This window comes from Caproicibacterium argilliputei, assembly GCF_029211325.2.
GTDB lineage: Bacteria > Bacillota > Clostridia > Oscillospirales > Acutalibacteraceae > Caproicibacterium > Caproicibacterium argilliputei.
Genome location: NZ_CP135996.1, coordinates 2,801,530 through 2,822,118, shown reverse-complemented (window position 1 = coordinate 2,822,118; position 20,589 = coordinate 2,801,530). Strand labels below are relative to the sequence as shown.

General features: G+C 55.7%; 18 protein-coding genes. 7 read left to right on the top strand and 11 right to left on the bottom strand.

All coding sequences use genetic code 11. The annotated features are described in order from the left end of the window. The first annotated feature begins 30 nt into the window (after positions 1-30). The 4 genes from PXC00_RS13610 (at position 31) to PXC00_RS13595 (ending at position 6,130) form a co-directional block, all read left to right on the top strand. Positions 31-1,047: a CPBP family intramembrane glutamic endopeptidase gene (locus PXC00_RS13610; RefSeq protein WP_275844263.1), complete on the top strand. Its 1,017-nt coding sequence runs from the start codon at positions 31-33 to the stop codon at positions 1,045-1,047. Continuing rightward, on the top strand, positions 1,047-1,523 hold the full coding sequence (tadA, locus tag PXC00_RS13605; RefSeq protein WP_275844297.1) for a tRNA adenosine(34) deaminase TadA: 477 nt from the start codon (positions 1,047-1,049) through the stop codon (positions 1,521-1,523). Before PXC00_RS13610 ends, tadA begins: the two co-directional genes overlap by 1 nt. Positions 1,524-1,570: 47 nt before the next feature. Then, positions 1,571-3,754 carry a C1 family peptidase gene (locus tag PXC00_RS13600; RefSeq protein WP_275844262.1) on the top strand — a complete coding sequence of 728 codons (2,184 nt, stop codon included), beginning with the start codon at positions 1,571-1,573 and terminating at the stop codon, positions 3,752-3,754. A 165-nt stretch (positions 3,755-3,919) separates the two neighbouring features. Further along, positions 3,920-6,130 carry a C1 family peptidase gene (locus PXC00_RS13595; protein ID WP_275844261.1) on the top strand — a complete coding sequence of 737 codons (2,211 nt, stop codon included), beginning with the start codon at positions 3,920-3,922 and terminating at the stop codon, positions 6,128-6,130. A gap of 104 nt (positions 6,131-6,234) precedes the next feature. On the opposite strand, the gene rbr is transcribed toward PXC00_RS13595, so the two are convergent. The 4 genes from rbr to PXC00_RS13575 form a co-directional block, all read right to left on the bottom strand. Beyond that, positions 6,235-6,774 carry a rubrerythrin gene (gene rbr / locus PXC00_RS13590; protein WP_275844260.1) on the bottom strand — a complete coding sequence of 180 codons (540 nt, stop codon included), beginning with the start codon at positions 6,772-6,774 and terminating at the stop codon, positions 6,235-6,237. Positions 6,775-6,852: 78 nt separating this feature from the next. Then, entirely contained in the window at positions 6,853-7,947 is a 1,095-nt protein-coding gene (gene ychF, locus PXC00_RS13585) for a redox-regulated ATPase YchF (RefSeq protein WP_275844296.1), read from the bottom strand. Between the two features lie 204 nt (positions 7,948-8,151). Further along, positions 8,152-8,955 carry an NINE protein gene (locus PXC00_RS13580; protein WP_275844259.1) on the bottom strand — a complete coding sequence of 268 codons (804 nt, stop codon included), beginning with the start codon at positions 8,953-8,955 and terminating at the stop codon, positions 8,152-8,154. 105 nt (positions 8,956-9,060) lie between these two features. Continuing rightward, entirely contained in the window at positions 9,061-9,786 is a 726-nt protein-coding gene (locus PXC00_RS13575) for an HAD family hydrolase (RefSeq protein ID WP_275844258.1), read from the bottom strand. Positions 9,787-9,902: 116 nt separating this feature from the next. Between PXC00_RS13575 and PXC00_RS13570 the strand changes: the two genes are divergently transcribed. Further along, the gene (locus PXC00_RS13570; RefSeq protein ID WP_275844257.1) at positions 9,903-10,283 is read left to right on the top strand and encodes a thioesterase family protein; all 381 of its coding nucleotides are present in this window, start codon (positions 9,903-9,905) and stop codon (positions 10,281-10,283) included. A 62-nt stretch (positions 10,284-10,345) separates the two neighbouring features. Here PXC00_RS13570 and PXC00_RS13565 read toward each other — a convergent pair whose 3' ends face one another. The 7 genes from PXC00_RS13565 to PXC00_RS13535 all read right to left on the bottom strand — a co-directional run bounded on the left by PXC00_RS13565 (position 10,346) and on the right by PXC00_RS13535 (position 18,409). Further along, a complete protein-coding gene (locus tag PXC00_RS13565) occupies positions 10,346-11,032 on the bottom strand; it encodes a DUF4230 domain-containing protein (RefSeq protein WP_275844256.1) in 687 nt (228 codons plus the stop codon). 144 nt (positions 11,033-11,176) lie between these two features. Next, the gene (locus PXC00_RS13560) at positions 11,177-12,367 is read right to left on the bottom strand and encodes a glycosyltransferase (protein WP_275844255.1); all 1,191 of its coding nucleotides are present in this window, start codon (positions 12,365-12,367) and stop codon (positions 11,177-11,179) included. A gap of 45 nt (positions 12,368-12,412) precedes the next feature. Beyond that, the gene (locus tag PXC00_RS13555) at positions 12,413-13,441 is read right to left on the bottom strand and encodes a DUF975 family protein (protein WP_275844254.1); all 1,029 of its coding nucleotides are present in this window, start codon (positions 13,439-13,441) and stop codon (positions 12,413-12,415) included. 149 nt (positions 13,442-13,590) lie between these two features. After that, entirely contained in the window at positions 13,591-14,598 is a 1,008-nt protein-coding gene (ilvC, locus tag PXC00_RS13550) for a ketol-acid reductoisomerase (RefSeq protein ID WP_275844253.1), read from the bottom strand. A 214-nt stretch (positions 14,599-14,812) separates the two neighbouring features. After that, positions 14,813-15,337, bottom strand: coding sequence for an acetolactate synthase small subunit (ilvN, locus tag PXC00_RS13545; protein ID WP_275844252.1), 525 nt, complete (start codon positions 15,335-15,337; stop codon positions 14,813-14,815). Between the two features lie 15 nt (positions 15,338-15,352). After that, positions 15,353-16,975: a biosynthetic-type acetolactate synthase large subunit gene (gene ilvB / locus PXC00_RS13540; RefSeq protein ID WP_407654274.1), complete on the bottom strand. Its 1,623-nt coding sequence runs from the start codon at positions 16,973-16,975 to the stop codon at positions 15,353-15,355. A gap of 156 nt (positions 16,976-17,131) precedes the next feature. Next, positions 17,132-18,409 carry a DUF1015 domain-containing protein gene (locus PXC00_RS13535; protein WP_275844251.1) on the bottom strand — a complete coding sequence of 426 codons (1,278 nt, stop codon included), beginning with the start codon at positions 18,407-18,409 and terminating at the stop codon, positions 17,132-17,134. 345 nt (positions 18,410-18,754) lie between these two features. Here PXC00_RS13535 and PXC00_RS13530 point away from each other — a divergent pair, with 345 nt between their 5' ends. Continuing rightward, entirely contained in the window at positions 18,755-19,876 is a 1,122-nt protein-coding gene (locus PXC00_RS13530) for an ATP-binding cassette domain-containing protein (protein WP_275844250.1), read from the top strand. Positions 19,877-19,878: 2 nt separating this feature from the next. Beyond that, positions 19,879-20,583 (top strand): ABC transporter permease subunit, encoded by a 705-nt coding sequence (locus PXC00_RS13525; RefSeq protein ID WP_275844249.1) that lies wholly within the window; start codon positions 19,879-19,881, stop codon positions 20,581-20,583. Positions 20,584-20,589: the final 6 nt, after the last annotated feature.

The following is a 20,589-nucleotide window of genomic DNA, read 5'->3' as shown; positions in this document are numbered from 1 at the left end:
GATAGCAGACGGAACGAAAAGGGGTAAAAAATGAATCATTCTAACCTGACAAATTCCGATTTTCTGCAACTCCGGATTTACGAAAGGAACGAGCGCCGGGGAGCGCAGCGGGCAGCTGGCAGAGCCGGCTGGATGGTGCTGGGTTCCATTGGTCTGATGATGGCTGTCCAGTTTTTGCTGGTTGCGGCGCTTTACGCGGCGGGGGCCGCTGAGGGAGCGCACAGCACGCTGCTGGAGTACCTTTCTTCCTGCATCGGCTATCTGTTTCTGGCGCTGATCCCCATGATTTATGTGATGACCGGAGAGGAATCGGTCGAGCGGCTTCTGCCGTTCAGTCGGCCGCAAAAGGTCGGCCTGACGCGCGCCGATGTGCTGCTGCTGTGCGTGGTTGGTATGATGCTGACGCTTGCAAGCAACTGGCCCACCCAGGCGGTGCAGGCATTTTTGCAGGCGGTTGGGCTTTCCGGAAACATTCCGGATATGCCGTTAGACAAATCCTTCAGCACGCAGGCGTTCTATATGATTTACAGTACGGTGATTCCGCCTCTGGTCGAGGAAATCCTGTTTCGCGGCGCGGTTCTGGGCAGCTTGCGCAGGTGGGGTGACTGGTTTGCTATTCTGGTTTCCTCCATACTGTTTGGCCTTTACCATGGCAACGCCGGACAGTTTGTGTTTGCCACCCTGGTCGGTTTGGTGTTTGGGTACCTGCGGGTGCGCACGGATAATATGCTTCCGGGGATGCTGCTGCATATGCTGAACAACGGGCTTGCCACGCTGGCATCCGTTTTGGGGCAAAGCTTCGGGTCACAGGTTTCCAATGTGTTTTCTATCACGTATTTTGCTGTGGTATTTGCCGCCGGGCTGGCGCTGGTGCTGGTGCGGCTGGTGCGGCAGGGGCCGGAGTCCTTCGCAAAGCTGTGGGTGCCGGTGCAGCGCATGGTTTCTACCCTGGGTGGCAGGATGCGCGGGCTGGTCACTTCGGCGGGCGGCGTGCTCATGCTGGTGTACGGCATCGGGTTCAGCATTTTCTATATGGTGCGGTCATGATGACGGATGAGCAGTGTATGCGTCGTGCGCTGGAGCTGGCAAAGCAGGCGGCGGCGCGCGGTGAGGTGCCGGTCGGCGCGGTTCTTGTCAAAGACGGGGAAATCATTGCAGAGGGGCAAAACCGGCGGGAAACCGGCAAAAACGCCCTGTGCCATGCAGAGCTGGAGGCAATCTCCGGCGGCTGCAAAGCGCTGAGCGGCTGGCGGCTCTGGCAGTGCACGCTGTATGTGACGTTGGAGCCATGTCCGATGTGCGCGGGAGCAATCCTGAACGCCCGCATTCCGCGCCTGGTGTACGGTGCAAAGGATGCAAAAGCTGGCTCCTGCGGCTCTGTGGTCGATTTGTACGCGCTGCCTTATAATCACCATCCGCAGGTGGAGCAGGGACTGCTGGAAGCCGAGTGTGCAGAGGTGCTCCGGCAGTTTTTCAGGGATCTGCGCAGACACAGGAAAGCGGAGAAGACAAACACGGATTGATAAAACAATTTTAAGAATTTTATTTTCAATATTGGAGGGGTGCCACAATGAAGAAGCTAAAAATACGGAAGTTTTTCGCAGCCTTTACAGCGGCAGTCCTTCTGACTGCTGCCGCCACAGCAGCGCCGGCCGAGGCGGCCTCGGTTCCCGAAACCACGCCGGAGCGGGTGGGGGAGTTGCAGGTAAACGACGGTTTCGTCACCATGCAAACAGACCACGCAGCGCAGCAGGCACAGCCCGGCAAGGGGCTGCGTACCGGCAGCACCCTGCCGGCAAAGTTTGACCTGCGTAACGACAGCGGCTCCGCACGTGTGACCACGGTCAAGGCACAGGGCAAGGACGGCACCTGCTGGGCATTCGGCACAGTTGCGTCCGCGGAGTCCAACCTGCTGACGACTTTGCGGGAACAGGGCATCCGCTTTGCAACACCGGCGGCCGCCGGTGCTGCGGTGAACCTTTCCGAGCGACAGCTGGTGTGGTTCGCTTTTAACGGAACTAACCGGCAGGAAACCAGCCAGTATGCGGGCAATGACACATTTTCTGCCGCTGATCCGTTTACAACGGGCGGTTCCCGCTTTATTTCCGTGCCGACACTGGCGCGGTGGTACGGCAGTGCGGATGAAAAGGATTTGCCGTACCTTATGGATGCGAAGGGAAATGTGCAGTCGGTGGGGAATAACGCCCTGCAGACGATTTCCCGTGCACACTTGGAAAATGCGGTGTATCTGCCGGAACCGGTGCAGCGCGGTGTCATTGACACGGCGGCACTGACCGCCATCAAGCAGGCGGTCAAAACAGACGGCGCGGTCAGCGTGGGGTATCATTCTCCCACTTCGACGGCAGAGAATAAAGCGTATTATAACGCCTCTACCGCTGCGTATTTTTGCCCGCGCGACCTGCAGTCTAACCATGAGGTCAGCATTGTCGGTTGGGACGACAACTACGCACGTACAAACTTCAATGCGTCGAACCGTCCGGCAAAGAACGGTGCGTGGATTGTCAAAAACAGCTGGGGCACCGGCACTTCGAACCGAAACGGCACAGACGGATATTTTTACCTTTCCTATTATGACCAGTCGTTTGTGGAACCCACATCGTTTGAGATGGAATCAATCCGTTACAGCTCCTCCAACACCGCGCATACGTATGATGAAATTTATCAGTACGACGGTGTCGGTATGGGGGCGGGCTGGTACAGCATGAAGCAGCCCACATCTTTTGCAAATGTATTTACCGCGCGCAGCAACAGCACCTTGGAGGCAGTTTCCGCTTATGCCATCGCTGCGGGCAGCACGGTGACAGTGGATGTCTATAAGAACCCTTCCGCGGGGAATCCGACCAGCGGAGAGCACGTTGCGTCCCTGACGCGGAATTTCACGAATGCGGGGTATTACACTATTGCTCTGGGCAGCCAGTCCTTTTCTCTTAAAAAGGGAGAAACTTTTGCGGTGGTAGAGTCCTCCTCGTTCCAGCGAAGCGGCAGTACGCGCTATGCCATGCTGTATGAAACCGGAAAGTCCCTTGGCAATATGAGCGTGCAGGTGGTGTGCGGCGCCGGACAGAGTTATATGTCCGCAAGCGGCGGCGACTGGGTGGATTTAGCGGAAAAGAGCGGCTTCAACAATGATGGAAGCAAGGTTGGCAATGCGGTCATCAAGGCGTTTGCATCGGACAATCCGCAGGCGGAGCAGTCCAGTACGGCGTTGGAAACAGCCGGTGCTGCAAAAAACCTGGCGGTCGGTTCCACGTATGTGTTTCATATATCCAGTACTTCTGTGCCGGTGTTTACCAGCAGCAGTGACGCAGCCGCGAAGGTGCGCATGGTTTCGCGTAATGCACAGACAGGCGATACGGAAGTCGAAGTTTACGGCCACGGCCACGCCGGTGAAAGTGCGGATATTTCGATGACGACGGATGGAGAAACAAAGCTTCTCTGCACCGTGACACTGTTTAATCCGCCGTTCTCCAGTGACACAACGGTGAATTTTATCAAACGCGTGGGTGACACGTACTGTTTTCGAATTATTCCCGATGACAGCAGCAAGGTACCAAGCTACACTTCCGGCAACGGTAAAATCTTAGCAACCGGGTATTCCGGCAGCAAGCGGCTCTCTAACGGCTCGGTGGCTTATTACTATCAGTTCACCTGTAAGTCGGCGGGCGAAGCCGGCATCTATATCACCATAGACGGTGTGCCGTACCGCGTGTTTTACTGTACTGTACAGGCATGAGAAAAGACGAAAAGCCGCGGCGGAGTTTTTTTACTTCTGCCGCGGCTTTTTGCTGGACTTGACCTGCGCGAACCGTGCGGCTTATAATAGAAAGAATTAGGAGTTCATGCTGCCAGAAAATAAACCGCGGGCAGGCGGGCGCGGAAACACGAAAGGGAAAATAATATGAAACATTTTCAAAAGGGAATCGCGGTCGGTACGGTTCTGGCGCTATTGCTGTCGGTCAGTGTGCCGGTCAGCGCGGCCGGTACGGCGGTCAGCAGCAGTTCGCACCTTGTTAAGGTTGGCGAACTGCAGCAGAACGGCGCTTATCTGACCATGGCAGAAGACCACGAGCCGACAGCGCGGACTGCGCTACGGCGCGCACAAAGCACACTGCCGGCAAGCTATGACCTGCGCACGGAAAACCGGGTAACGCCGGTTAAGGATCAGAAAAGCAATGGCACCTGCTGGGCGTTTGGTGCGCTTGGTTCTGCAGAAAGCAATCTTCTGACCACACTGAAGTCTTTGGGCACTGCTTTTTCCTCCGTTGCGGCCGCAGGGCAGGCGGTTGACCTTTCCGAAAAGCATCTGGTCTGGTTCGCGTTTCATGGTCAAAACAGCGGCACGGTCAGCCAGTATGCCGGCGCCGACACCTTTACCACTGCGGATACGTTTAATATCGGCGGTTCTCGTGCTATTTCTGTGCCGACATTGGCCCGCTGGTACGGTGCGGCGGACGAGTCCGATTTGCCGTACAAAACGACCGCATCCGGAAAGCTGCAGGCTGTGACGGATTCTTCTCTGCAGACCATTTCCCGTTCGCACCTGCAGAATGCGGTTTTTCTGCCGGAGCCGGTTGTGTATGACCTGCAGCGCAACGGCCTGCCCGGCGACATTTCTTACAGCAGTGAGGCGCGCACCGCGGTGAAACAGGCAATCATGCAGCAGGGTGCGGTGAGCGTGGGGTATCACGCACCGGAAGACACTGCGGAACAGAATCGTTTTTACGGCGAAGATACAAACGGGTACTATTGCAATGACAAAAAACTGTATTACGCTAACCACGAGGTAACGCTGGTTGGCTGGGATGATAATTACGCCAAAGAGAACTTTGTCAGCACGCCGCAGGGTGACGGTGCCTGGTTGGTGAAAAACAGCTGGGGCAGCAGCGCAACCTGGACTTCCGGCAAAAGTGATGAGGGCGGTGTCGGCAGCGACGGCTATTTCTACCTGTCCTATTACGACCTTTCCCTGAGCGAACCAACTTCCTTCGAAATGGAAAATACCGCTTACAAGGGAACACAGACCGCGCACACCTATTCGCAGATTTACCAGTACGATGGTGCCGGTCTGGGCGCTTCCGTATGGAGTTCGGATGAACCGGTGCAGTTTGCAAATGTGTTTACAGCACGGGAAGACACCCAGCTGCAGGCGGTTTCCGTACAGGCAGCGCGCGCCAACGCGACTGCAACGATTGACATCTATGTAAACCCCACAGAGGGGAATCCCGCGAGCGGTGGTCATCTGGTGTCGCTGAAAAAGACCTTTTCCGATGCGGGGTATTACACGGTTCCACTGGGGAGCAATCTCCTGCTTAACAAAGGCGATACTTTCTCTGTGGTGGAGCAGGTTAGCTATCCGGAAGACGGGCAGACGCTTTACGGCGTGTTGGTGGAGTCCGGCAAGTCCAACATCTCCGAGGACGGTTACGGCGTGGAGATTAGCTGCACGGCAGGACAAAGCTACTACAAGGAAGCGAACGCCGGCTGGAAAGACCAGGCGGGTAATGACCGCCTGCAGACAGAGCGCGGCAGTACAACCGGAAACGCAGCCATTAAAGTTTTTGCCAATGCGCCGGCAGTCCAAAGCAGCCGCACCGGACAGACGGTGCTGCCGCTTGGCTCGGCGCGAACCTTTACGGTTACCAGCAAAACAAAGCCGCAGATGGTCTGCGGCAACGGCGCAGTTGCGCAGCTGCACGTGCTGAAGCCGTGGGATGCCTCTACCGGCGAAATGCAGATGGAGGTTTACGGCTGCGGGCACAGCGGCGAGGAAACCGGCATTTATGCGAATGTAAATGGGATGGCACAGCGGCTGTTTACGGTTTCGCTTTCCACACCGCCGTTTACCAGCGATACGACCGTGGATGTACATATGCGCGTTGGGCAGACTTACGCGTTCCGCATTGTGCCCAACAGCAGCAGCGCGCTGCCGGTATATACGGTCGGCGATGGTTCTGTGCTTTCCACCCGCTTTAACGGCAGTGTGCGGCAGGCGGACGGGCGTACGGCTTATTACTACAGCTACCGCTGCCTGAAGCCTGGAAACGCCGGTGTGTATATTTCCATCGGCGGGCAAGCGTATCGTGTATTTGCGTGCACGGTGACCCGCTGACCGCCTGCGGGCAGAGCAGAAAAAGAGAAATGCAAAAAAAGACCGGCTGCTGAGAAAGTTCAGCAGCCGGTCTTTCCTTATAAAAAGGGGGAGAAAAAGGCCAATTAGTAGTTTTCCGCGCGGCGCTCGAAGTACGCCTGCGGATGTTTGCAGGCGGGACATACCTTCGGTGCCTCGCGACCCACATAGATGTAACCGCAGTTGCGGCACACCCAGACGGTTTCTTCTTCGCACCGGAAAACAATGTCTTCTTTCAGGTTGTCAAGCAATTTGCGGTAGCGCTCTTCGTGGGATTTTTCCACGCTGGCAATCATGCGCATGGTGGCGGCAATGGCGGTGAAGCCCTCTGCCTCTGCGGTGTCTGCAAACTCCTTGTACATTTCGGTCCACTCGTACCGCTCGCCTGCGGCTGCGTCCGTCAGGTTGGTGACGGTATCTGGGATATTGTTGTCATGAAGAAGCTTGAACCAGAGTTTTGCGTGTTCTTTTTCGTTGTTTGCGGTTTCTTCAAAAATCGCCGCAATCTGTTCGTAACCTTCTTTTTTTGCCTTGCTGGCATAGTAGGTGTACTTGTTGCGTGCCTGACTTTCGCCGGCGAACGCCGCGGCAAGGTTTGCTTCTGTTTTACTGCCTTTGAGTTCCATGACGATATCCTCCTTTATGCTCCATTTTATCTTAAGCGGAGGTGTAAAAATTATCCCCGCAAAATGGACAAAGTTTTGTTACACGTTAAAGCGGAACAGAACCACGTCACCGTCCTGCATGACATAGTCCTTGCCCTCGCTGCGAACCAGACCCTTTTCACGGGCAGCGTTCATGCTGCCGCTGGACACTAAATCGTTAAAAGCGACCACTTCCGCGCGGATGAAGCCGCGCTCGAAGTCAGAGTGAATCTTGCCGGCGGCCTGGGGCGCCTTGGTGCCCTTTGTGATGGTCCAGGCGCGCACCTCCGGCTCTCCGGCGGTCAGGTAGCTAATGAGCCCCAGCAGCGAGTAGGAAGCCTGAATCAGGCGGTCCAGTCCGGACTCGGTCAAGCCCATATCGGCGAGGAAAATTTCCTTTTCCTCCGGCTCCAGGTTGGAGATTTCCGCTTCGATTTCCGCGCAAATGGGCAGAACGCCCGCGTGCTCCTGCCGGGCAATGTCCTCGACGACTTTCAGGTATTCGTTGCCTTGAATCCCGTTTTTAAAGTCTTCTTCGCTCATGTTGGCGGCATAAAGGATGGGCTTGTTGGTCAGCAGGTTTACCGTTGCGAGCAGCGCCGCTTCGTCTTCGGTGCATTCCACGCTGCGGGCAGGCTTGCCGTTGTCAAGCGCTTCTTTCACGCGCAGGAAAAAGTCCAGCTCCTCCTGATAGGATTTGTCCGCCTTTATCATCTTTTTGGTTTTGTCAATGCGGCGGTCTAAAACCTCCAGGTCGGAAAGAATCAGCTCCACATTGATGGTGTCGATGTCGCGTGCCGGGTCAATGCTGCCCTCAACGTGCACGATGTCGTCGTTTACAAAGCAACGTACCACGTGGATGATGGCGTCTACCTCACGAATATTCGCGAGGAATTTGTTTCCCAGACCCTCGCCCTTGCTGGCGCCTTTTACCAGACCTGCGATATCCACAAATTCAATGGTTGCCGGGGTGTACTTCTGCGGATGGTACATTTCCGCCAGCTTGTCCAGGCGCTTGTCCGGCACAGCCACGACACCCACATTGGGTTCGATGGTGCAGAACGGGTAGTTGGCGCTCTGTGCGCCTGCGTTGGTGATTGCGTTAAAAAGGGTGCTTTTGCCGACATTCGGCAGCCCCACGATGCCAAGTTTCATGCAGTCTTTTCCTTCTTTTCCGACAAACGAGCCGCGGGAAGCCCCTTGCAGACGGCTCTGTTTCAAGTGTCTTAATCTATCTAAGAGTATACCATTCCCGCACGGGAAACGCAAGGCGGAAGCGATAGCGGAACAAAGAAAATCCGGATTCTGCCTGCGGAAAAGCCCCGCAGGCAAAGGGGAACCGGCTGCGGGGCTGCGCCCTTATGAGGCGCGCACGTGATATTTATTCTGAAAGTCGTCGTTGCTCATGGTAAACAGCAGGATTGCCTCTGTCAGGGAAACCGCATAGGCAATGCCCCAGATCCAGCCGGTCCAGCCAAGGGTGATAAGCAGGAACAGGTACACCACGCCCCAACCCCACTGACCGGTGTAAAATTTGTGAAGACCGAACGGGCCGAGCAGCAGGCATAGAATTGCCGCCACAGAACGGCTGCGCACAGGGGTCAGGCTGCCGGGGACGAAGCGGCCGTCAAAGTGCCCGAAAATACGGTCAATTTGCCCAAACGGGAACTGCGGGCGGGACGGGCGTGGGAAGCCGCCGTATCCATACGGCGGCTGAGCGCCGGGTGTGCCGTAACCAAAGCCGGGCTGGTAGGGCGGGTGCTGACCGTTTGGCTGCGGTGCGCCGTAACCATAACCGGGCTGGTACGGCGGCTGCTGGCTGTCGGGCGCGGCGTTTGGCTGCGGTGCGCCGTAACCGTAACCGGGCTGATACGGCGGCTGCTGGCCGTTGGGCGCGGCGTTTGGCTGCGGCTGCTCATCGGCAGCGGCTGCCTGCGAAGCGGATTCGCCGGTGCCTGCGGATGCCGGCTCCTGCGGCGCATCGGTCGGGCGGGCGCTTCCGTCGGCTGCTGCGGGATTCGGCACAGCCTGGGCGGCAGGCTCTGTGGGTTCTGTCTGTGCGGTTGCTGCTTCTGGTTCCATGCGGATACCGCACTGCTCACAGTAAGCGGCGTCGGCGGGATTGGAAGCGCCGCAGCTGGGGCAGGTTTTTCGTTTTTCCATGTTTGTAAAGGCTCCTTTCAACCGAAATAGCATGATGGATACTGTCATTTTACCATATTATTTTGAAAAAGGAATGGACAAAGCACTGTATTTTTGCATAAATTTTCAGTGGCTCTGCGCAAGCAGGTCTAAAAAGCCGCGCCAGTCAGACAGCTTGGTGCAGGGAGCCTCCGGCTGCCGGCACTGCGCAAAGTCATTTTGGCAGCGGTACCAGAGCGGATGCATCCCTGCAGCAGCAGCCCCCTCAATGTCACAGACAGGATTGTCGCCGCAGAACCACGTGTCTGCAGGGGCTATGCCCATTTTATGCAGGGCGAGAGCGAAAAAGCGGGTATTCGGCTTGCGGAAGCAGTATTCGCTGCTGGCAAGGATGAACCGAAAGGGGTCATCCGGAAAGCAGGCGTGCAGGCGGCGCTCCAGGGTTGCGCCGGTAAAGCAGAGGTTGCTGACCACGCCGAAAGGAATGTGCTGCGCCTGCAGCGCGGTGAGCACATCCTTTATGTAGGGAGCAGGCGTGGCGGGGGAGCAGGCGTCCCAGTAAATCTGCTCTGCCCGCAGGGTGCTGACGCGCAGGGTGATGTCGAACTGTTCAAGCAGATAGTGCAGAAACGAAAGGTAATAGGTTTCCAGAACTTCGTTTTGCTCGGGCCCGAACCAACCGAGGTCGCGCTTTGCCTGCTCTGCGGTTTCGGTCAGCTGTGCGGCGGTAACGTGGTGTGGGTTGTAGGCTGCGTTTTGCAGAAGTGCGGCATAGCCTTTTTCAATGTCGGCGGGCGGTTCGGTGCATAATGTCATGCCATAATCGAATAAAACGGCTTTTGGGTACTGCATCAGGAAGACTCCTTCATAAGGCGGCACAGTGCCGCCTTGGCTTTCACATGAAATTTTGGTACAATAAAAGCAAATTGCTTTTACAAATAGCATAGCATTTTATGGGGGAATCGCAAATGGCAGAGACAGTGGTTCTGACACAGGAAGTAACAGAGGAAATGCTGGCGGTAAACGTCGGCAGCGGAAGCTTGCGGGTGCTTGCCACGCCGGTGGTGTGCGCATGGTTTGAAAAGGCGGCCGCGCAGCTGGCACAGCGGCTTTTGCCGGAGGGGCAGACCACGGTTGGCTGTGCCATCAGTGTGGAGCACACCGCCCCTACGCCGCTGGGGATGGATGTGACCGTAACCGCACAGCTGACAGCGCATGAGGGGCGCGGTTTTACATTTACACTGCGAGCTGAGGATGAGGCTGGCGTGTGCGCAACCGGCACGCATAGGCGTGTTGCGGTGGGCAGTGAGCGCTTTCAGCAGAAAGCGGACGCAAAAAAAGCAAAATAGACCGGGAAGCGGCCGCCTGCGTTTTGAAAACGCGGCGGCTGCCTTTTTTGCCTTTTTGAGGCTCAAGAGCCGCTGCTGTCTGCCTGCGCGGAAGATTCCCCTGCGGAGGAAGTGCCTGCCGCAGAGGATACTGCCTGCTCGCGGAGAACCACCTTCCGACTGCCCACCACAGAAGTCAACAGTTCGGAAAGGTTTGTTTCTGCTTTCTCGGCAGCCTCTTTGAGCAGCCCGTGGCTGATCGCTTTCTGCTCCATTTTTGTTTTTTCTTTGGCGGCGAAGTCGGTGTAGTCCTTGACACTGATGGGGTTAAAGATATTTTTGGTTTCATCGTAGACCTGGATAGAGCTTTCGTCAATCTCGTGTGAAAGCACCTTTGCGGGCGGCAGGGTCAGTGTGACGGTGCTGTCGGTGACAGAAACGTCGGCATTCTGCAGATCCACGCCGGCCTTGATGGTACCGTCATAGGTAATCAAAAAACTTTTGGTGGTAAACGGAATCTCGTAGCCGTAAAAATCATTGGACTGCGAAAATTTTCCGACATTGGTGTACATATATTTGACCGTGGAAAGCTCATTGATGTGCAGGATGCGTTCCTTGACAATGGTGCTGGTGACCTGCGCCTCTCCGCCGGTGCGTTTGGCGCGGCCGACCGTCATAAAAATGACAGACACAGCCACCGCCGTTGCCGCGACTGTAAGCAGCAGCAGTTCTGCGGTGCGTCCCAGCCGCAGGGGTCTGTTTCTTCTCATAGCGAACCTCCGAGTCCCGGTGCCGGCTTTTTGCGGCGCCGTGTGTCATTCTGTGTTCTATTATAGCGGATTTGGACGCAGAAAGCCAGAAAAAAGACGACTGCCTGTGCGGCGGTCGTCTTTTGTGTCTATTTTCAGGAGGATTTAAACCTGACTGGAAAGCGGCGGAAATTCAAACCCCGAAAATTCCAGGAAGCGGTGCAGAATGGCGACCCAGTCGTAGGTTTCCTCTGCGAAATTCCGTTCCTCGATGACGGTGCGCGGATCATCACGGCAGGCCTGCACGAACCGCGCAAGCTGCTCCATGCTGACCGGCGTGTTATCATTGGGCACACGGAGCGCCCAGGCGGCGTCGCCGGGCAGAGAGTCGTCGTCATATGCGTACAGGAAAGGCAGACCAACTGCGGCGTACTCACGCGCTTTCAGCGAGGAACAGCGCGTAATGCCGCGGCGGTAACAGCCGAGTGTGGAAATGCCGACATCTGCGCGGTCATAGGAAGCTTGCAGCGCTTTTCCGGTTTGGAAGCCGGGGGTTTCCACGCGGTCGGACAGCCCGAGGGTTTTGACGGTTTGGTGAAACTCCGGCATTTCTTTGGCATCTCCACCCACCAGCGTAAAGCGGAAGTCAAATACCGGTTGGGCGTTTTGTGCGTAGTAGTTGTGCATTCCCTGCAGAACGCGGTCGTAAGCCTGCCACCACAGCGTACCGGCAACACCGATCATCCGGATGGTGCGGTCGCTTTTTGGCCACGGAACCGCCGACAGGGCATCGCAGTCAATCCCGTTGGTGGCGTTCATCGCTTTGACACCGTAAAAGGTTTCGGCACTGTCCCCAAACAGAATGACGGCGTCGCACAGGGATTTCAGCTGCGGACCGGCAAGCTGGTCTTGCAGTGCGCCGAGGTTGACCTTTACCGCCGAAACCGCCCGCTGTATTTTATTCTCTACAAAACGGTAGGAGTTTCGGTAGGTGTCTAGATACGGGTAGTTGGGGATTTCCAGAATGATTTTCTGCACGCCAACGGCCCGTGCGGTGCGCAGCAGCTTGAGAACGCCGAAGTCAATCCGATCCAGCCGAACATAGAGAATATGGTAGGGATTTTGCAGCAGGTGCTCTGCGGCAATCTCATAAAAGCGAGCCATCAGCCCGTGCTCGGCGCTGATGGGAATCGTTTTTTCTGCATGACCGTAAAAGCGGAAGTTGTTTTTCTGCCACAAAGAGTAAGTGACGCTGAAGCCGAGCTTGGAAAACGCGGCAGCCTGCCCCTTGATTTTTTTAACAACACCGGCGTATAAAACGTCGTCTTCCTGAAAAGTCAGATACAGCAGTTTCAAGTTTCTGCCTCCTAGATTGCGTTCATCCTGGTCTTTAGCCGCTTTTCAGCAGACAGGCGGCTGCTGCGGCGGTGCCTGCGGCGCGGGCACCGGCAGGTTCAACTCGGCGGGGTTCAGCAGCCCCGCGTTCAGTGCGCGGTCGCGCACAAAGATATAAAGCTCCGCGCGGGCACTCTGCACATAAGGCAAAATCAGGCTGAACAGCACCCACTCCAAAAGCACGCAGAACAGCAGCGCCGGAAGCACACTTGCTAAGGAGGAAAGAATCTGCAGATAAGGCATATAGGAAGTGTAAGGGTCCATCATCCCCGACAGACTGCCATACAGCGCGTGCATTATTGTGCAGGTAAGAATGATTACGCTTGCGAGAGCCGCCAGAAGGTACCAGCCGATGAAGGAGAGGTAAAACAGGAACACGCGGCCTTTTTCTCCCTGTGTCAGCAGATTGCTGATTGTGCGGGCGCGGCCGTTGCCGAGATTCGGGTTATCTGCCAAGAGAAAATCAACATAGGAATAGCGGATTTCAAAGTAAATGGTTGCCACAAGACCCGCAATCGCAATGATGGAGGCGACGATATCAAGCGCAGGCACCTGCTGCCTTTGCAGGCTGCGGGAAATGGCGTTGCCAAGCACTTCCCAGATGCCGGCAATCAAGCCGGTTACAAAGAGCACGCCGACGGTGTGTACCCAGCGCTGCTGAAAGCCGGTAAAGAGCGTCGAAACGTGGGTGTCGCCGAAGCGCTTGTGCAGGAAAAACCGGGCAGAGCCAACCGTAACGGCGCTTTTTAAGAAAAGCGTGCAGACTGCCGCGGCGACTGTCAGCAGAAGCAGGCGGCTGAGCGGGACAAGCAGGGATTGCGTCAGAAGCGTGCTGCGGTCTTGTGCGGCGTAAAACAAGGCCTGCAGGCATTCATTCAGAGCGGACGGTGCAAGCAGCATCAGAATCAGCAGAAGCAGAAACGATGCCGCGCCGGAAATGAGGGAGCGCAGGATGCTGACGCCGAAACTGACGCCGTACTGCCCCCGCAGGGAAACTTTTGCATTGCTTTTTAAAATGGAACGCTGCCAAACCATAAAATCTCTCCTTCGTTGTGCGGACAAACCTGTCTATTCTCTTTATTTTATATGAAGTTAGAAAAAGTTTCAAGAAAAAAATAGGCCGCCATGCGAATTACCAAAAAAAGACCTGCGCGCAAAGCGGCAGGTCTTTTTTGTTGAAAAGCTTAGTCAGCGTATTTATCTTCGTTCCAGGCGTACATTTTGCGCAGCTCCGCACCGACTTTTTCAAGCTGATGCTCTGCGTTCATGCGGCGGCAGGCATTGAAGTGGCTGCGACCGTTTTTGTTTTCGGCGATCCACTTGGAGGCAAAGGTGCCATCCTGGATTTCGTCCAGAATTTTTTTCATTTCCGCCTTGGTTTCGGGGGTTACCAGACGCTTGCCGGTTTCGTAGTCGCCGTACTCTGCGGTGTCGGAAATGGAGTACCGCATGAAGCTGAAGCCGCCGGTGTAAATCAGGTCAACAATCAGTTTCATTTCATGAATGCACTCAAAGTAAGCATTCTCCGGCGGATAGCCCGCCTCTACCAGCGTTTCAAAGCCGGCCTTCATCAGGGCGGTAACACCGCCGCAAAGGACAGCCTGCTCGCCAAACAGGTCGGTTTCGGTTTCAATCTGGAAGGTTGTCTCCATCAAAGCTGCACGGGCGGCGCCGAGGCCTGCGCCGTAAGCAAGGGCAATCTCCAGGCAGTGGCCGGAAGCATCCTGCTGCACGGCAACCAGTGCCGGTGTGCCTTTGCCTTCGACAAATTCGCTGCGGACGGTGTGACCCGGCGCTTTCGGGGCAATCATGAACACATCAACGTCTTTCGGGGGCTTAATCTGACCGAAGTGGATGTTGAAGCCGTGTGCAAAAGCAAGTGCTTTGCCGGCGGAAAGGTTTGGCTCAATATCGTTTTTGTAGATATCCGCCTGCTTTTCGTCAGGGGTCAGGACCATGATGATATCTGCTGCCTTGGTGGCCTCCGCAGTTGTCATGACCTTAAAGCCCATATCTTTTTCGACATGCTCCCAGCGCTTGCTGCCCTTATAAAGACCAACAATGACGTTGACACCGCTGTCGCGCAGGTTCAGCGCGTGGGCATGGCCCTGGCTGCCGAAGCCAATGACGGCTACGGTCTTTCCTTTCAGTACATTGATGTCACAGTCTGCATCGTAATAGATTTTTGGCATGGTTCTGTTCCTCCTTGTCTTACTTTCCAGCAAGAGAATAGTTAATCTATAACGGAACTCTTGGAGCAATCCAACCAAGACTCGCCCCCCGCCGGTGCCGGGCGCTCCTCTTCGTAAAAGAAGCTCTGGAAAAGAGTTAGGTTGATTAAGGCTTATTATAAGAGCAATTTCAAAAAGAAACTGTAAAGCAGTTTACAGTTTCAAATTTAATTCTTTAATCTGCTGCAGACTTGCTTTTTGTACGTTTGGAAAGGGCGGTGGTGCGCACACCCCGCTCGATGGCAATGGTGCCGGCGCGCACGATTTCCTTAAAGCCAAACGGCCGCAGCAGGTCAATCAGCGTCTGGGTGCGCTCGTCTGTGTCGCAGAATTCCAGTGTCAGGCTGACCGTGGTCACATCGACAATGCGCGCCTGCATCAGCTCAGCAATTTTCATCACATCGCCGCGCTCCTGCGTGCGGCAGTTGACCTTGATAAGCGACAGCTCGCGGGAGATGAAAGCGTCAGGTTCCAGCACCTTGACTTTAATGACCTGAATCAGCTTGTTGAGCTGTTTTTCCACCTGCTCGACCATGTGCTCGTCGCCGTTGACCACAATGGTAATGCGCGAAACGGAGGCGTCGTCTGTGACACCGACAGCGAGAGAGTCAATATTGAACCCGCGGCGGGAAAAAAGCCCCGCAACTTTGGAAAGAATACCGGGCTGGTTTTCAACCAGAACGGAAAGCGTATATTTCATAAACGGCCGCCTCCCTTAAATGGTGGGTGTGCTGGGGTCTACCCTGCACACGAGAATATAAGGGCCGTCATACGAAAGCATTTCCTTTGCCTGCCGCTTTGCCTGTGCGTTGCTGCAGGCAAAGGAGGCGCGAATGCCGTAGCTGCCGGCCAACTTGACAAAGTCAGGGGCGCCGCCTTGCAGCGAGGTGCCAATATAGCGCCCACCGTAAAGCCTGTCCTGAAACTCTTTGACCATGCCGAGCGTTTGGTTTTGCATGATGATGATTTTCACATCGGCTTGGTTTTGAATCAGTGTGCCAAGTTCGCACATGGACATTTGAAACGAGCCGTCGCCGCAGACTGCCACTACCTGGCGCTTTGGCTTTGCCAGCTTGGCGCCGATGGCGGCGGGAACTGCGTACCCCATGGTACCCAGTCCGCCGCTGGTCAGGAAGCGGCCCTCCTTGACGTTGAAGTTGCGTGCCGCCCAAATCTGGTTCTGTCCCACGTCAGCGGCAAGAATCGCTTTTTCTTCCATCATGGTGGACAGGTCGCGCATGAAGACACGCGGCTCTACAAAGTCCTCGCGGGGTTCACCGCGCGGCGGAAATTGATTTTTGTAGTCCAACACTTTCTGTTTCCACGCCTCCGGGACGGTGTCGGTCACCTGCTCGGTCAGGCTGCGCAGCACCTGCCGGATGTCGCCGACAATGGGGATGTCGACCGGCATATTTTTGCCGATTTCCGCGGGGTCAATGTCGATGTGGATGATTTTTGCCTTTTCCGCAATCTGCTGCGGCGCGGAAACCGCGCGGTCACCCACGCGCGCGCCGCAGAGAATGACAAGGTCTGCCTGCTGCATGGTCAGATTCGCGCTGGAGCGACCGTGCATACCGATCATGCCCATATAATAATCGCTGTCCATCGGCATGACGCCGATGCCCATCATTGTTGCGCAGACCGGAATGCCGCTTTTCTTTGCGAAAGCAATCATTTCCTCACGGGCATTAGACAGCACCACGCCGCCGCCACAGCAGAGGATGGGGCGCTCTGCCTCGCTGATGGCTTTGAGTGCCTTTTTCACCTGCAGCGCATGCCCCTGCGTGCGGGGCTTGTAGCCGCGGATGGAGGCGGACTCCGGGTACTTCCAAGTCTTTACTTCCTGGTTCTGCACATCGGTGGGCACATCAATCAGCACAGGGCCGGGTCTGCCGGTGGAGGCAATGTGAAACGCCTCCTTAAAAATACGCGGCAGGTCGGCAGCATCCTTAACCAGATAGCTGTGCTTGGTAAAGCTTTCACACGCGCCGGTGATGTCGGCCTCCTGAAACACATCGCGTCCCAGCAGCCAGGAGTTGACCTGGCCGGAGATAATCACCAGCGGAATTGAGTCCATATATGCCGTGGCAATGCCGGTGATCAGGTTGGTTGCGCCGGGACCGGAGGTCACCACGCACACACCCACCTTGCCGCAGGAACGGGCATAGCCACTGGCCATATGGGCCGCGTTTTGCTCCTCACGCACCAAAACGTGCCGGACGGAGGAGGGAAGAAGACAGTCGTAAAACGGACAGATGGCAGCGCCCGGATACCCAAAAATGAGGTGTACATCCTCGTTTTCCAGACACTTGACCATGATTTCAGCGCCGCTTGCCAAAATGGACGCCCCCTCTTTTCAAAAATATCGCAGCACAAATATGCGGAACGGCTGCTTTCCGGCAGAAAATCCGCGAAAAGAAGCCCTGCCTTCATTATAGGCAAAAAGGCGGCAAGCGTCAATCTGCGTATGCTTCCCGCCTTTATGTTTTTGTGTTCAGCGAAGAATGTTCATCTGGTTCATGGCAAGGCCAGTAATCAGCTTGGGATAAAAGTAGGTGGACTTCTGCGGCATTTTTTCACCGGCAGCCGCCACATCCCGAATTTCCTGCACGCGGGTTGGGTTCATCAGGAACGCACACTGGTTCTTTCCAGATTGCACGCTGGCGATGGCTTCGTCAAAATCGCGGGTGTAAGACAGATTTTTCTGCTGCGCCATGTTTTCCTTGTCAATGCCCAGTACTTTTTCCAGTACCAGTGTGTGCAGAACGGAAACGTCCAATCCACGGCTTGCCGCAGACTTTTCGGGAAGAACGTCCTGCATCACAGAAAGGTCCTTCAGTACCAGCAAGTCCCAGCTGTCACCGCCGCAGTAGCACGCGAAGGCTTTTTGACCGGCAGCATAGCAGGCGCTGAGCTTCTGCGGAACGGAGGCGGTTCCCTCCTCGTGCGTAACGGTAAAGGTTTCGCGGCAGCGATTCAGCAGTGCCTCACGGTCAAAGTTGTCAAGACCGTGTATCAGCCGGTGGGTCGGGAAGACAACCAGACCGGGATCTTCCATGTCCACCAGCATCATCATGCAGTAGTCCGGCTCCGGAGAGATGATGCCCTCGTCGCGGCAGTGGTTGCGGAAGTTCAGGGCGGTTTCGTAGCGGTGGTGTCCGTCTGCGATGTACAGCCTGCGCGCGGCGAAGTCATCGCAGACCGCCGAAATGGCGACGGGGTCGTTGACAATCCACAGGCGATGGGTGACCGCGCCGTCCGAAAATTCGTAGCGGGGCGTGTCCTGACTCAGCGCGTCAATACGGGCGCGCGTCACGTGCTTGGGGTCCATGTACAGCGAATAAATCTGACTGAAGTTGCAGAATGTGGACTGCATCAGCTGAAAGCGATCCTGCTTGGCTTTACTCAGGGTTTCCTCATGCGGCAGAATGACGCCGTTTTCAAACGGCTCCAGTTTGACGCGGCAGATAAAGCCCTTGACACGCTTGGTTTGGCCGTAAGCGGTAAATTCCTCCTCGTAAATGTACAGGCCGGGCTGGGTATCCTGCTGCAGGATGCCGCTTTTTTCCCATTCATGCAGGGTGCGGCCTGCTTCGGCGTAGGGTTTTTCGCCGCGGGGCAGCTCCAGACGAATGACATTGTATGGATTTTCGGCAAGATACGCGCTGCGTTCGTCCTCACTTATGATATCATAAGGCGGGCAGACCAGCTTTGCAATGCTGCCTGCTTTGTCGGCATAGCGCAGTGCACGGAACGGTTTTATGACAGCCATGAAATTCCCCTCCTGACAGGTTGTAGAAAGGCTCCGCGCCGCCCACAGGCGCCGGCGGAACCGGAAAAATGCGTCGACCGGATAATGATTCTTATTGTATACGCAAGAAAAGGTTCCGTCAAGTAAAGTACAGAAATTTAAAGCACGAAACCGGGCCTTCCACGGGATATCCACGGGAACTTCACACAACGTTCAGATAGGAAAGGTATACTGACAACGCTATTTTAGAAAGGCTGCCCACATCCCGCCGAGTGGGAAGCCTACAAAAAAGCGGGAAAAAACCTGTTTTTCGAAAGTCCTGCTTTTGCGAACAGGTGGGGAGAAAATCAAAGGAGTTGGAAACGGATGATTGAAGTCAGCCACCTCACAAAACGATATGGGCCGAACATCGCCCTGCAGGATGTGAGCTTTGCTGTGGAGGGCAACGGTGTCGTGGGCTTTTTGGGGCCGAACGGTGCGGGCAAATCCACAACGATGAATATTATTACAGGCTACCTTTCCGCGACAAGCGGTACAGTGGTGGTCGAGGGGCACGATGTGCTGGAGGAACCGGATGACGCCAAAAGCTGCCTCGGCTATCTGCCGGAAATGCCGCCGCTGTATCTGGACATGACTGTGGAAGAGTACCTGAGCTTTCTGTATGATCTGAAGAAAGTGAAAAAATCCAAGCAGGAGCATATCGGGCAGGTCTGCCGCCGCACCGGCATCGACCATGTGTACACCCGCCTGATCGGCAACCTTTCCAAGGGCTACCGGCAGCGTGTTGGGCTGGCGCAGGCCCTGCTGGGCGACCCGCCGGTGCTGATTCTGGACGAGCCGACCGTTGGTCTGGACCCAAAGCAGATTATTGAAATTCGTAACCTGATTAAAACGCTGGGCAAAAACCACACGGTGATTCTGTCTTCGCATATTCTGCAGGAAATCGAGGCGACCTGCGACCGCATCCTGATTGTCAACAATGGCCGCCTTGTGGCGGACGGCACCCAGGAGGAACTGGCAAAGACCGTGGAGCCGCAGCGGCTGATGGTGGAAATCGAAGCACCGAAAGATACTGCGGAAAAGGCGCTGCGCGCCCTGCCGCACGTGGAGGGCATTGAGCCGGCGGGTGAAAGCGAGCCGGGCATCTGGCGCTTTGCGCTCAAGGAGCACGACGACGCCCGCCGCGAGGTGTTTCACCTGTGCTGTGACAAAAATTGGACGCTGATTTCTATGTCTGCACGGCGCAATACGCTGGAGGACATCTTCCTGCGGTTGACCAGCAATACCGTTGACGACCGGGGCGACTTCAGCAAAAAGCCCAAAAATAAAAAGGTGCGCAAAATCCTTGCAAACGCAGTGGATTACACGGTGCCCACGACCGATGCGGAGCTTTCCCGCAAAGAAAAAACCAGCGCCGCGCACGCAGATGCAAAACCGAAGGATGAACCGCAGACGGCGGAGCAATCCGGACAGAAGGAGGAGAACTGAAAATGGGCGCAGTTGCAAAAAAAGAGCTGAGGCAGTACTTTCATTCGCCGGTGGCGTATGTCTGCATTGGCGTGATGCTGGCGCTGTTCGGATATTTTTACACGCAGGTGTTTATCTCCGGCAGCTCCTCTAATGTTTCTTACGTTTACAGCAATATGTTTATGTGGTGTATGCTTATCATTCCGGTGCTGACCATGCGCACACTCAGTGAGGAGCGTCGCAGCAAGACCGACCAGGCGCTGCTGACCGCACCGGTGAGCACGATTTCCATTGTGGTGGGCAAGTACATCGGGGCGTTTGCCGTTTATGCGATTGCCATGACACTTTCCCTGATTCCGGCGGTGGTGCTGCTGTTTGTGGGTCAGCCGAACATGGGCTTGATTTTTGGTTACTATCTGGGCGCGCTGTTCTTCGGTTCTGCCATGACAGCCATCGGTATTTTTATTTCTTCCCTGACGGAAAACCCCATCGTTGCGGCCATCGGCAGCCTGGGCATCGCCATTGCGCTGATGGTTATCGACTCGATCGCATCGGCGGTGAACAATTCGGTGCTTTCTAAAATTGTAACATGGATTTCTTTTTCCAGCAGGTACCAGCAGTTTACTTCCGGTATCTTTGACATTTCCGCAGTGGTGTTTTTTGTTTCCATTACAGCGGCACTGCTGTTTTTAACCGGACGGCGGCTGGAGAGCCGCCGCTGGCACTGAGGAGGG